Origin of the sequence: Clostridium felsineum DSM 794 (assembly GCF_002006355.2) — a bacterium.
Lineage (GTDB): Bacteria > Bacillota > Clostridia > Clostridiales > Clostridiaceae > Clostridium_S > Clostridium_S felsineum.
Genome location: NZ_CP096980.1, coordinates 2589781 through 2602486, shown reverse-complemented (window position 1 = coordinate 2602486; position 12706 = coordinate 2589781). Strand labels below are relative to the sequence as shown.

Here is a 12706-nt window from a genome sequence, read left to right as displayed (position 1 = left end):
TTTATGAAAATCTTATTGTTTTTAGCAGATGGTTTTGAAGAAATAGAGGCCCTTAGTGTAGTGGATGTACTTAGAAGAGCTAATATTGTTTGTGATATGTGCTCTCTTGATAATAGCGAGGTAGTAGGGGCACACAATATAAAAGTTTTTGCAGATACAAATATAAAACAGATTAATCTTAAAGATTATGATGGATTGGTGCTTCCTGGTGGAATGCCAGGGGCTGAACATTTAAAAAATAGTGAATTTGTTATAAATGCAGTTAAAGAATTTAATAAAGAAAAGAAAATTGTAGCTGCTATTTGCGCAGCACCAATGGTTTTAGGAGAGGCTGAAATATTAGATGGAAAGAAGGCAACTTCTTATCCTGGTTTTGAAGAGAAAATGGGGCATTGTAATTATCTTAAAGAAGTAACAGTTAAGGATGATAACATATTAACAAGCAGAGGACCTGCAACGGCTATATATTTTGCTCTTAAACTAGTTGAAACGTTAAAGAGCAAGGCTGAAGTTGAAACTTTAAAAGAGGGCATGCTTGTAAATTTTGTGGAGGATGCTTTGAAATAATGATTAAGATATTGCCTTATATTTATACTACAGTATGAATATAAGGTAAGTTTTTCTTTGAAAAATTATAGCTGGAGTGAAAATTATATGAAAAAACTATATGCAGAAAATGGAATAAAAATAATATATGAATATAGAGAAAGTAACGTTACGTCATTTTGTATTGCTTTTAGAGCAGGGGCTTCATGTGAAAAAAAAGGACAGTATGGATTAGCTCATACAGTAGAACACTGCATATTTAAGGGAACTAAGAGAAGAAGTGAAGCCCATATAAATAAAGAATTCGATGAAATATTTGGTTTTAATAATGCTATGACTAATTTTCCTTATGTTATATATTATGGTACTACTCTTTCAGAGGATTTTGAGAAAGGCTTTGAACTTTATAGCGATATACTTGTAAATCCTACTTTTCCTGAGGAGGGGTTTGAAGAAGAAAAGAATGTAATATGTGAAGAACTTAAAGAATGGAAAGATGATAAGCAGCAATTTTGTGAGGATGAATTATTAAAAAATTCTTTTTCAAATATAAGATTAAAAGAGTGCATAATAGGGAATGAAGAAAATATAAAGAGCTTTACGTTAAAAGACATAAAGGATTTTTATGAAAGATATTATACAGCCAATAATTGTGCTATAAGCGTTGTAACGTCACTAAAAGAAGACAAAGTAATAAATATTATTTCAAAGTATATGAATTTGAAAAATGATAAGAATTTTCATTTAGTTAATTATGAATATGAAAATAATATTTCTGGAACATTTACAAGTGAAATGGATATAAAAGGAGCGGTAATTCAGTATTTAGCGCCTATACATAAATTAAGTAATACGGAAATAAAAGCTTTAAGGGCTTTTAATGTTATATTTGGTGAAGGAACAAGTTCTATGTTATATGACAAAATAAGAACTAAATATGGACTTGCATATGATGTATATAGTAAAATAAATAATGATGGCGGAATAAAATTATTTTATATAGGACTTGGAACAGCCTCCTACAATTTAGATAAAAGTATTAAATTTGTGAATGAAGTTATTGGAGAAGCAATGAATTTAAAAGGTGTATTTTCGAAGAATAGGCTTTTAAAAATAGAAAAATCTATGGAAATAAAAAGACTTTTAAAGCTTGAAAGATCTATTCAATTAGCAAAGGAACTTTCAACCTATGAGATAATGTTTGGCAGACCAGGAGATGTTTACGATGAAGTGAAGGATATTCAATTATTAAGTGAAGATTATATAATTGAAGTTGTTAAAAAGGTTTTAAGTAGGCCGTCTATTCAAATAGTTAAGCCTAAAATTGAGGATAGGAGAAAATATGGATAATATAATAAAGTTAATTAATAAAGCAGAGGTAACACATGAATTAACAAAGAATGAACTAGTAACTTTATTGAAGGATAATGATCATAACGAAGAAATATTTAAAGCAGCAGATAGAGTTCGTGAAAAGTATGTTTACGATGAAGTTCATTTAAGAGGTTTAATAGAATTTTCTAATATATGCAAAAGGAACTGCATGTATTGTGGCTTAAGGAGAGATAATAAAAATATAAAAAGATACAGATTGGAACCTGATGAGATAATTTCACTTGCAAAAGGTGCTAAAAGCTATGGTTATCAAACTGTTGTGCTTCAATCCGGTGAGGATGATTACTATACAGTAGATAAAATAAAATATATAGTAAGTGAAATAAAAAAATTAGATATGGCAATCACCTTAAGTATTGGAGAAAAAACTTTTGAGGAGTATGAAGAGTACAAAAAGTCAGGAGCAGACAGATATCTTATAAGAATTGAAACCACAGATAAAGAGCTTTATGAAAAATTAGATCCTCAAATGAGTCATGAGAATAGAAAGAAATGTCTTTATGATTTAAGAGAGCTTGGATATGAGGTCGGTTCTGGGTGTCTTGTAGGTCTTCCAAATCAAACCATGGAATCTTTGGCAGATGACATATTATTTTTTAAAAAAATAGATGCAGATATGATAGGTGTAGGGCCTTTTATACCTAATGAAGATACACCGCTTGGAGAAGAAGAGGGAGGAGAATTCTTTTTAAGTATAAAAGTAACTGCCTTAATTAGACTCCTTTTGCCAGATATAAATATTCCTGCAACAACAGCTATGGAATCACTTTATCCTAATGGAAGGTCTATAGCACTTACAAGTGGTGCAAATGTTGTTATGCCTAATGTTACAGAAGGAGAAGCGAGAAAATTATATGCTCTTTACCCAGGTAAAATATGTGTTAATGATACACCTGGGCATTGTAGAACATGTATATCTTTGAAAATAAATAAGATAAACAGAAAAGTTTCTGAAGCTAAAGGGTTTAGAAATAAAACTTATAAAAAAGAAACTATAAATTAAGAAGCTTCATAAATTTTCTTTATAAGAAGAGAATCCTCTTCGAGTAAGGGACTTTCGCATACTATGCAGCCTTTTATATCAAATTTCACAAAGGATTTTATGCATTTTTCATATGGAAAATCACTTTCTTTAAAAGGAAGGTGATTTTTTTCTCCTTTTATGCCGTAATTTACTCCAGACATATGTATATGCATGTCCTTTAAAGCTTCAGCTCCAAGCTTTTCGCCAACGTAAGAAAGTACTTTATCAAAATCCTCCACAGTTTTGAAAAGACCATTGTATCTTGCGTGAAGGTGACAAAAATCAATACAAAGCTTACAGGTTTTAACTTCCATACATAATGCAACATTTTCCTCTAAAGAACCAAATTGTGTGGGTTTTCCAGTGGTTTCAAGCCGAAAATCAACACCTATATCAGGTAGTTTTTTTAAATTTTCTTTTATAGTATGGAAAGTTTCTTCCTTTGAATCTTTTAAGTAAAAGCCAGGATGAAATATTAAACTTCGGCCTTCTACTTTTTTTAAAGCTTCAGCACCCTTCACTATTCTTTCTAAGGAGGCTTTTTGTTTTTCTTCTTCATCTGAATTCAAATTTATATAGTAAGATCCATGAGCGGATATATATAAGTTACTTTCATTTTTCTTTTTCAAAACAATATCCTTATTTTTATCTGTTATATTAACGCTTCTTACAAATGGTAACTCCATAGCATCAAGACCAATATTTTTTAAGTATTCTATTCCTGTACTATAAGAAAATTTTTCAATGCCATCTCCATTTGGTATACCTGAAATTCCAAATAATAAACTATCCAAAGCTATTCTTCCTTTCTTAATACATATAAAATAATAGCAGAAGACATAGAGTTAAATGCCAACTGCTATTTTGTACTACATTATATCAAAAATCAGCTTCTGTTTCCAGTACAGTATTTGGATATAAAGCCTTCTAAAATTTTAACATGAACTTTCTCATCAGATATAATTTTTTCTATAACAGCATCAACTTTTGGATCTCTTATTTGCTCAATTAAATCCTTGTAGCCTCGTATAGCAGCTTTTTCACCTGCTAAATCAGCATTTAATTTGGAACATAAATAATCTTTGCTGCAAGGTGGACATTCCATTTTGTATATATTATCCAAGTAAGCTAATTGACCAGTAGAGAACCAATCTCTATTGCTATTAAAGAAGGCAGGTTTTCCACCCAATTTGAATATTAATGAAGCTAGAGCATCAAGATGTTTCATTTCAACTATAGCTATATTTAAAAGAGTATCAGAAACTTCCTTATTAAATATAGTTTCGTGATGGTAAATATATTGAGTTATTGCTTGAAGTTCACTGCCGCCACTTGAAGCATACGAATCATATATAAGATTTGCATAGCTTGTATTACATTTTGTCACTTCAATTGGGGGAAATGGCATATTTGATTCACATGAAATCTTTTTAGTATGGTTAGGTTTGGAATTATAATTTGAAGAATTAGAAGGTTTCTTTTTATCATAGTAATTTTCATTGTAATCATTTTCTGAATAATCATCTATTTCATCATAATAATCATAGTAATCCATTTTTTTATCTCTCCTAATGTTTTTGTTTAAACCTATATTTTAAATTATGATTTATACTATATATTATTAAGAATTTTTAAAAAGTGCTACAAAATTTAAGAGAAAAATATCAGAAGGATGATTTTGTTTTTTATATTGTGTAACTTTTTTTAGATTAAATATGAAGGAGTTCTTAAAAAGAAGAGGATACGACTTATTAGCTGTATCCTCTTATCCTTAAGGCTAAGCATTTCCTTCAGACATTAATTTTCCACCAAAACCTATATTATTCATATCATTTTCTTTTAATAAAACAATAATTGCTTGTTCAGGTACATTCATAATATGCGATGCTGTTTTAGTAAGGTATTTTACTAAAGTACATTTTTGTTCTTTATTTAATATTCCTGCTTCTACTGTTATAACTGGCATGATTTTAAGCTCCTTTTAATTAACCTTTATTTTATATTTTTCCCCAATTCGTATGCTTTACTTGGGAACTCGGAATTTTCAATAATTTCTCTTGAAGGACATCCAATTGCAAATAACTTTCCTGCATCCTCCCAATTCATGAAGCGAAGTATAGATTCATAATTTTTTTCTAGGGCTTCCATTGTCCAGTCATCTGCACCGTAAGAAGTTGCAAAAATCATTGCTTTTTTATTTCCAGCAAGTTTTCCATTATTAGCGTGGAAACGGTCAATAACTGTTTTTATTTGTGTGGACATTGCGTAATAATATAATGGTGTTACAAATACTACCATATCTGAAGCTATCATTTTGTCATACCATGTATTCATAGCATCCCTACGTACACACTCACCATTATGATTTGCACAATACTCACAAGCTAAACATGGTTTTACATCTTCAAATGCAGCATCAAAACGTAATACTTCATGTCCAGCATCTTTTGCGCCTTCAATGAATTTGTCGGCCAATAAAGCTGATGTTCCTTTTCTACGTGGGCTTCCAGTAATAACTGTTATTTTCATTTTTCTTGTCTCCTTTATTTTTGGTGTTTGTTTATGAATTAACTATAAACCTTTAACTCGACTTAAGGTCAAGGACTTTTTTTAAAATTTTTCGCAATAAATTTACAATTATTATAAAATGAAAATTCAAAAAGACTTGACTTTGAGTTACTCGAGGATGATAGCATATAATTGCAAGCATATTATTTTCAGTTACTAGAGCTAATATATTGTTTTATCATTTATGAAAGTAGTACTTTATAAAATTAAAATTGAAAGGGAGAAATATTATGAAAAGTATCGGAGAAGAAATTAAAAAATTAGGTTTTGGATTAATGCGTTTGCCTAAAGATAAAGAGGCTATAGATATTAAACAAGTAAAGAGGATGGTAGATTCTTTTCTTTCAGAGGGCTTCACATATTTTGATACAGCATGGGCTTATGCTGGTAGTGAAGATGCAATTCGTCAGGCGCTTGTAGAAAGATATCCTAGAGAGAAGTTTCAGTTAGCAACAAAAAATGCAGCGTGGATTAATTGTAAAACAAGAGAAGAAGCAATTAGTCAATTTGAAACTTCTTTAAAGCAAACTGGAGCAGGCTACTTTGATTTTTATTTACTCCATAATCTTGGAGAATATCGTACAAAGTTTTTTGATGATTTTAACATGTGGAGTTTTGTAAAGGAGAAGAAAAGTAAAGGTTTAATTAAGCATATAGGTTTTTCTTTTCATTCAACACCAGAAGAATTAGAAGATATTTTGAATAAGCATCCAGAAATGGAGTTTGTACAATTACAAATAAATTATGCAGATTGGGAAAATCCGGCCATTCAGTCGAGGGCATGCTATGAAGTGGCAAGAAAGCATGGAAAACCAGTTATTATAATGGAACCAGTAAAAGGTGGGATGTTAGCAAATCCACCAGAACCGGTAAAAGGGGTGTTTAAAAAGGCCAATGAAGATGCTTCTTATGCATCATGGGCAATTCGTTTTGCTGCTAGTTTAGATGGTGTAATAACAGTTTTGTCAGGAATGAGCAATATAGAACAGATGAATAACAATCTTTCATATATGAAGAATTTTACACCTTTATCTGATAAGGAAAGAAATACTATTTTTGAAGCACAAAAGGCTTTAAATAGTATTCCATTAATTCCATGTACATCTTGTAATTATTGCTCAAAAGTATGTCCTAATAATATTGGAATTTCAGGTTCGTTTACAGCAATGAATTATCTTACATTATATAAAAATGAAGAGTCAGCAAAAATGCAGGAAAATTGGCTAGTAAGTGGTCATGGCAAGAAAAGAGCTAATGAATGTATTAAGTGTGGTAAATGTGAGAGAGTTTGTCCTCAACATATTTCTATTCGAGAAGAATTAGTTAAGGTTAGTAATACTTTTGTGAAAACTAATTGCTGATAATCATTATTTTTCTATGATTATTTTAGTAAAAGAATTACCATATTGATGGCTTAAATAACAATATGATAAAAAAATGCAGTGGCAAAGGTGAAAATGTAATTTAATTATTTAATAGAGTACTTAAAAAGCCTCAATTAATTAAAAACTTGTTAGTTTTAGTGAATTGAGGTTTTTTAGCTGATTATGTTAATAGATTGGTTCTATGTTGCTGTAGATAAATCTTAAATATGAATTGATTTTTATTTAGGTTATATATTAAGAAAGTGTATAAAGTTCATCGTTTGCTCTTTTTTTATCCCATTTATCAGGATTTGTGTCATCCTCTATTTTTCTATCTTTAATGGCTTTATAATGTTTTAACTTGTGATCTATAAAATCAGAACATTGAATAATTTCAGCCTTCTTTTGGTCAATTGCTTTTTTCTGATTTAAGATGATATTATATCTTTCTTCAACAGTAGCATCGCCAATTAAGCATAAATGGACATAAGTTTTTAAGTCTTTAATACTCATTCCGCAGGCTTTAAGACGTTTAATACCTGTAAGCCAATCTATGGATTTTTCATCAAATACACGGCGATTATTTGAATCCCTTTTAACAGAAGGAACCAATCCTTGATCTGTATAATATCGAACAGTGTGTTCAGATAAGTTAGTTATTTCACATATTTGTTTAAGCGTATACATACGCAATCCCCCAAACTAAATTATTTTTATAAAATATTGACCTCTAGTAACATGAGGATAATAGTATAAGATTAACATATGAATTAAAGATTGTAAACTGAGCTTCATATAATTCTAATGTAAGAAACGAATAGGTGGAAAAATCGGCCATTGATCTTCTAGGTACGTTGTTTGCATAGCTAATACTAAAAAACAGACTTTTTTCTGAGGCTGTAAAATTTGATGATCATCACTTAATTGAAAGATGTAGGCTTTTTCTATTTATTGTTATTTCAGTAGCAAATGGGCAAATAATTATGTATCCCTTTAATCATTCATCCTTGGTCCTTAGTTTTTTGTTAGCAGGAGGGCCAATTTTATTTTTAGCTACTTAAAGTTGGTATTTAACAAAGATATCTAATATTAAATTACAGCGTTTTCCATATTTGAGTCCATAAAATAAATGAAATTAACCTTAATTTATAAAAAACTCTAATCTGTAAAAGCATTGCTTATTGCAGATTAGAGTTTTTTAAGGTAACGTATATTCAATTGTTTTGAACTATTTGAATTTCTATACCATTAGGATCATCTACAAAGAAGAACTTAGATGATGGTACTGGTGAAATAGGACCTCTTTTAATAGGAATGTTATTATCTTTTAAAAGTTTCATAGCATAATCAAGTGATTTAACTTGAAAGCCAATAGAAAGTCCTTCAGCTTTGGCTGAAATACTTTCAGTTTTATTGCATACCAATTCTATCTTTGTACCGTCAGCATTACCAAGCATAACAATTTCCCTATCACTGCCTACATTAAATCTTTCTGCAATTTTTAAACCAATTATATCATGATAAAACTTTAAAGATTCTTCCATGTTTTTCACGGTTAATGTTATCCAACAAAAATTCATAATAACCTATTACCTTTCCATACTTTAATTATTTAATAATATTTACGGTTCCTTCTTTTCTTGGTGCGGCTTTTCCTTCCATATCTTTATAGCCCAAAGCTACAGCGGCTACAGAAACATAACCTTCTGGTATTCCTAATTCTTTCTTTAAATCTTTAAATTCATCTTTATTAAAGATAAAATTTAATATATGAATCCAGCAAGAACCTATTCCTAAGGAATGTGCTGCTAATAAAATATTTCCAATGGCTAAGCTTCCGTCATTTTGAGGTGCTATTGCCTTTTCATCCCCAGTTACAATAATAAGAGTTGGTGAATCATAAAATGGATTAAAGTTTTCTGGTTTGGGTTCTCCTAAGTTTTTATAAGATAATTTAATAGAATCAACTATCTTTGATAAAACCTCTTTGTTTTGTACTACGGTAAAATGCCAAGATTGTTGATTCATAGCACTTGGAGCATACTTAGCAGCCTCAATAATTGCTTGTAACTCTTCATCCTTAATTTGTTCTTGCTTGAATTTCCTTATACTTCTTCTACTTAAAATATTATTTAATGTCTCATTCATTTTAATTTCTCCATTCTAAATTAATCAGTTTATATTATTATAAACATTTATTTTTATAATATGATTTGTTATAATACTATTACTGTAATACGTTTAATACAAGTACTCTTTTTTTATGTATATAGTACATAAAAACGTACTATTGGGAGGAAATAAAGGATGGAGAGAAAAGAAGAATTATTAAAACTAAGCAACAAATGTCCTATGGCTGTAGTACAAAGTATAGTAGCTGGTAAATGGAAGCTTTTAATTATCTATAATTTGCGAAATGAAGTAAAAAGATTTGGTGAATTACAAAGAGCCTTACCAGATATTAGACAAAGCACATTAACACAACAATTAAGAGAACTTGAAAAGGATGGTATCATTCATAGGGAAATATATAGAGAGGTACCGCCTAAAGTAGAATATTCATTAACTGAAATAGGAAGAAGATTTTTAAAAGTTACTGCTACCATGCTTGAATGGGGTGATGAATATGTTGGTTATATAAAAAATCATAGTGAAAAAAATAATTAAATTTTAAAATAGTGCTTGACCTTAAGTTAACTTTAGATGATATAAAATATATGTAAAAAAATTATTAAGAGGAGGAATAGAATGACAATAAAAGAGGTTGCTCAAAAAACGGGAATATCTGTAGATAATCTAAGATATTATGAAAGGATAGGTTTAATTCCTAAAGTACCTAGAACGGAATCTGGAATTAGAAACTATGATGAGATGTCTATTCATTGGATTGAGTTTGCTATGAGATTTAAAAAGGCAGGAGTTCAACTAGAAGCTATACACGAGTATATTCAACTCGCAATTGAAGGAGAGTCAACAAAGGATGCAAGATTGGATATATTACTTGAAACAAAAGCAAACTTAGAGAAGAAAATGAAAGATATACAAGATACTATGGATGTTATTAATTACAAAATTGATACTTATGATAAAAAGTGTCAACCTATTACAGATGAATTAATAGCTGAGTGGAAAAAGAGTAAGCAAAATAAATAAAAGGGAAACTCTTTTGCTGGGTTAATAAAATACACTTAAGCAAAGGGGTTTTTATTTTTAAAATAAAATTTTTAAAAGAAGTGCTTGACCTTAACCTGACTTAAGGGGTTATAGTTAGCTCATAAGCAAATATAAAATAGAAAAGGGGAATAAAATTATGCCAGTTATAACAGTAGAGGCAGGAAAATTAAATAAGGAGCAAAAACGTGAATTAGTAAAGAATCTTACTTTAGAGGCATCAAATATTATGAGTGTACCTAAAGAGGCAATTATCGTTTTTTTAAAAGAAATTTCAACAGAAAACATAGGATCTGGTGGTCAACTTTTATCTGATAGAAAATAAATTAATAGGAGTGATAATATTATGTTTAATTTTGATTTATGCAATCCAACACATATTATATTTTGAAAAGATAGACTTGATAGTTTAGATAATGTTATTTCTAAGGAGGCATCCGCTTTAATCACTTATGGTGGTGGAAGTGCTAAAAGAAAAGAGGTGGCCTTATAGACAGAATTAAAGCTGTACTTAAAGAAAAGTTTACGGATTTGGAGGAATAGAACCAAATCTACATTATGAAACATTGATGAAAGCAGCAGCAGTTGTTAAAAAAGAAAATATTGATTTCATACTTGCTGTTGGAGGTGGTTCAGTAATAGATGAAACTAAATTAATATCACTTGCTTCATATTATGAAGAAGATGCTATAGATTTGCCAAAATATCGTATGTCACCAGTTCCGGTAGATGTAGTTCCATTTGGTAACGTTTTAACATTACCAGCTACTGGTTCTGAAATGAACTGTTCATCGGTAATAACACATGAACATGTAAAATATGTTATGGCTAGTGTATTAGCTTATCCTAAGTTTTCATTAGTAGAGCCTACTATTACATTTACGCTCCCTAAAACTCAAGTTGCAAATGGTGTAGTTGATGCATTTGTACATGTGGCTGAGCAATATTTAACTTATCCTGTAGATGCTAGGGTACAAGATAGAATGGAAGAAGGTATTTTACAAACGCTTATAGAAGTAGGGGAGACTACAGTTAATGAATTTGAAAACTATGATGTACGTGCAAACCATGTTTGGAGTGCTACTATGTCAAACTTTAGTGATTATATTACCAGCATTATTAGATGTAAGACTTGATAAAAAGCATGCTAAGCTTGTTCAATATGCAGAATGTGTATGGAATATTAATAGTGGTAGTGAAGAAGAAAAAGTAGAAATTGCAATTAAAAAGACTAAAGAATTCTTTGAAAGTCTTGGTGTAAAGACTCATTTATCAGCTCATGGAATGACAGCACTTTCAGAAACATGAGATCTTACAATAGACATAAGTAAAGAAATTATTGAAAGGCTCTATATATATTAACTAAATTTAAAAATAATTATAATCACTGAATATCATTTCATCGAAACTGAGATTCAGTGATTTTTTATTATTATAAAGGAATAGTTTTTAAGGTACAGTTATAAAGAAAATCTAATTTTCTAATTGCATAAATTATTAAGATATGATATAGATATTAAATATATTAGAAATTAATCATAGATAAAACGTGTAAAGGTTTTCTTCGAATACAATTAATTTCATATATTGAATTGCACAAAAGGGAGGCTATAAAATATGCAAATTTTAAATCAATTGAAAGATAAAAAAAGATTTACAAGTTTGGAGTTAGATATTATTAATTATATTACAATAAACTTTAAGAATGTACTTCACATGACAGCAGATGAATTAGCAGGAGCCACTTATACAAGTACAGCTAGCATTATCCGTCTTTGTCAGAAGCTAGGACTTAAAGGATATAAAGAGTTTAAAGTACAATTAGCAACAGAAATAAATTCCTTCAATGTTACAGATGAAAGAATTAGAGAAGACATCCCTTTTAAGAAATCTGATACAAATAAAGATGCGATTAGTAAGCTTCTAAATTTGAATTATCAAGCATTAACAGATACTTATAATAATATGGACATTGAGAAGATAGATAAAGTAGCTCAAATGATATGTAAATATAATGATCTTTCTATTTTAGGAACAGGTTCTTCACATCTTATAGCAGCTGATTTTTATTCTAAAATTTTAAGACTTGGCATGAATGCACATCTTGATAGTATGTCCGGATTTTCACATATTAGAAGTATTTCTCAGGAAAGCGGTTCTTTGGCTATGTTTGTTTCTTATTATGGACGTCAAAATGATCAATTAAGAATAGCACAGATACTACATAATCGAAATATTCCTATAATACTTATAACGGGGCCAAGTGATGGACCACTCTGTAAGTATGCTGATGAAATAATTTATGCTAGTGTGTATGAATCATATTCTAAAGTTGGAACTTTTTCTTCTAGGACTTCAATGCAATTTATATTGGATGCTATATTCTCGTTGATTTTTATTTCAAATTATGATAAAAATGTAAATATTATAGATAATAGAACTAAAGATGAATTTTTGAGAGTAAATTTTAATTTATCTTAATAAAAATATAATTTTTTATATACTGAACCCAAAATGAAACTAGAATAAGTTTTGTTTTGGGGTATTTTTTTGCTAACATATATGGATATAATTTCAACATTATTGAAGGAAAAATTCAGTTTTTTTTATATTTAGTAAGTATTATTGAAGGAAAATT

General features: G+C 29.5%; 17 protein-coding genes. 10 read left to right on the top strand and 7 right to left on the bottom strand.

What is annotated here, in order from left to right:
- The first annotated feature begins 3 nt into the window (after positions 1-3).
- The 3 genes from CLFE_RS12370 (at position 4) to hydE (ending at position 2944) form a co-directional block, all read left to right on the top strand.
- The gene (locus CLFE_RS12370; RefSeq protein ID WP_077894062.1) at positions 4-567 is read left to right on the top strand and encodes a DJ-1 family glyoxalase III; all 564 of its coding nucleotides are present in this window, start codon (positions 4-6) and stop codon (positions 565-567) included.
- 87 nt (positions 568-654) lie between these two features.
- Entirely contained in the window at positions 655-1896 is a 1242-nt protein-coding gene (locus CLFE_RS12365) for a M16 family metallopeptidase (protein WP_077894061.1), read from the top strand.
- Positions 1889-2944 (top strand): [FeFe] hydrogenase H-cluster radical SAM maturase HydE, encoded by a 1056-nt coding sequence (gene hydE / locus CLFE_RS12360; RefSeq protein WP_077894060.1) that lies wholly within the window; start codon positions 1889-1891, stop codon positions 2942-2944. The genes CLFE_RS12365 and hydE overlap by 8 nt, the downstream gene beginning before the upstream one ends.
- Here the strand turns inward: hydE and CLFE_RS12355 are convergent.
- The 4 genes from CLFE_RS12355 to CLFE_RS12340 form a co-directional block, all read right to left on the bottom strand.
- The gene (locus tag CLFE_RS12355) at positions 2941-3759 is read right to left on the bottom strand and encodes a TIM barrel protein (RefSeq protein WP_077853133.1); all 819 of its coding nucleotides are present in this window, start codon (positions 3757-3759) and stop codon (positions 2941-2943) included. The two genes, hydE and CLFE_RS12355, sit on opposite strands and share 4 nt — an antisense overlap.
- A gap of 92 nt (positions 3760-3851) precedes the next feature.
- Entirely contained in the window at positions 3852-4520 is a 669-nt protein-coding gene (locus CLFE_RS12350; protein ID WP_077835196.1) for a ferritin-like domain-containing protein, read from the bottom strand.
- 222 nt (positions 4521-4742) lie between these two features.
- On the bottom strand, positions 4743-4931 hold the full coding sequence (dmpI, locus tag CLFE_RS12345) for a 4-oxalocrotonate tautomerase DmpI (protein WP_077894059.1): 189 nt from the start codon (positions 4929-4931) through the stop codon (positions 4743-4745).
- 26 nt (positions 4932-4957) lie between these two features.
- Complete coding sequence (locus CLFE_RS12340; RefSeq protein WP_077894058.1) at positions 4958-5494, bottom strand: flavodoxin family protein; 537 nt, start codon at positions 5492-5494, stop codon at positions 4958-4960.
- A 269-nt stretch (positions 5495-5763) separates the two neighbouring features.
- Here CLFE_RS12340 and CLFE_RS12335 point away from each other — a divergent pair, with 269 nt between their 5' ends.
- The gene (locus CLFE_RS12335; RefSeq protein WP_077894057.1) at positions 5764-6894 is read left to right on the top strand and encodes an aldo/keto reductase; all 1131 of its coding nucleotides are present in this window, start codon (positions 5764-5766) and stop codon (positions 6892-6894) included.
- 258 nt (positions 6895-7152) lie between these two features.
- On the opposite strand, the gene CLFE_RS12330 is transcribed toward CLFE_RS12335, so the two are convergent.
- The 3 genes from CLFE_RS12330 to CLFE_RS12320 all read right to left on the bottom strand — a co-directional run bounded on the left by CLFE_RS12330 (position 7153) and on the right by CLFE_RS12320 (position 9045).
- Positions 7153-7584 (bottom strand): MerR family transcriptional regulator, encoded by a 432-nt coding sequence (locus CLFE_RS12330; RefSeq protein WP_077853130.1) that lies wholly within the window; start codon positions 7582-7584, stop codon positions 7153-7155.
- A 527-nt stretch (positions 7585-8111) separates the two neighbouring features.
- A complete protein-coding gene (locus CLFE_RS12325; protein ID WP_077853144.1) occupies positions 8112-8477 on the bottom strand; it encodes a VOC family protein in 366 nt (121 codons plus the stop codon).
- Between the two features lie 28 nt (positions 8478-8505).
- The gene (locus tag CLFE_RS12320) at positions 8506-9045 is read right to left on the bottom strand and encodes a nitroreductase family protein (RefSeq protein ID WP_077894056.1); all 540 of its coding nucleotides are present in this window, start codon (positions 9043-9045) and stop codon (positions 8506-8508) included.
- A gap of 159 nt (positions 9046-9204) precedes the next feature.
- Here CLFE_RS12320 and CLFE_RS12315 point away from each other — a divergent pair, with 159 nt between their 5' ends.
- From CLFE_RS12315 to CLFE_RS12295, 6 genes are all read left to right on the top strand, one after another.
- Entirely contained in the window at positions 9205-9564 is a 360-nt protein-coding gene (locus tag CLFE_RS12315) for a winged helix-turn-helix transcriptional regulator (RefSeq protein ID WP_077894055.1), read from the top strand.
- A gap of 81 nt (positions 9565-9645) precedes the next feature.
- Positions 9646-10050, top strand: coding sequence for a MerR family transcriptional regulator (locus tag CLFE_RS12310; protein WP_077894054.1), 405 nt, complete (start codon positions 9646-9648; stop codon positions 10048-10050).
- 157 nt (positions 10051-10207) lie between these two features.
- On the top strand, positions 10208-10393 hold the full coding sequence (gene dmpI / locus CLFE_RS12305) for a 4-oxalocrotonate tautomerase DmpI (RefSeq protein ID WP_077894053.1): 186 nt from the start codon (positions 10208-10210) through the stop codon (positions 10391-10393).
- A 244-nt stretch (positions 10394-10637) separates the two neighbouring features.
- A complete protein-coding gene (locus tag CLFE_RS12300) occupies positions 10638-11204 on the top strand; it encodes an iron-containing alcohol dehydrogenase (protein WP_432706069.1) in 567 nt (188 codons plus the stop codon).
- Positions 11167-11376 (top strand): hypothetical protein, encoded by a 210-nt coding sequence (locus tag CLFE_RS24485; RefSeq protein WP_432706046.1) that lies wholly within the window; start codon positions 11167-11169, stop codon positions 11374-11376. The genes CLFE_RS12300 and CLFE_RS24485 overlap by 38 nt, the downstream gene beginning before the upstream one ends.
- Before the next feature lie 309 nt (positions 11377-11685).
- Positions 11686-12549: a MurR/RpiR family transcriptional regulator gene (locus CLFE_RS12295; RefSeq protein ID WP_077894052.1), complete on the top strand. Its 864-nt coding sequence runs from the start codon at positions 11686-11688 to the stop codon at positions 12547-12549.
- The last annotated feature ends 157 nt before the right edge of the window (positions 12550-12706 follow it).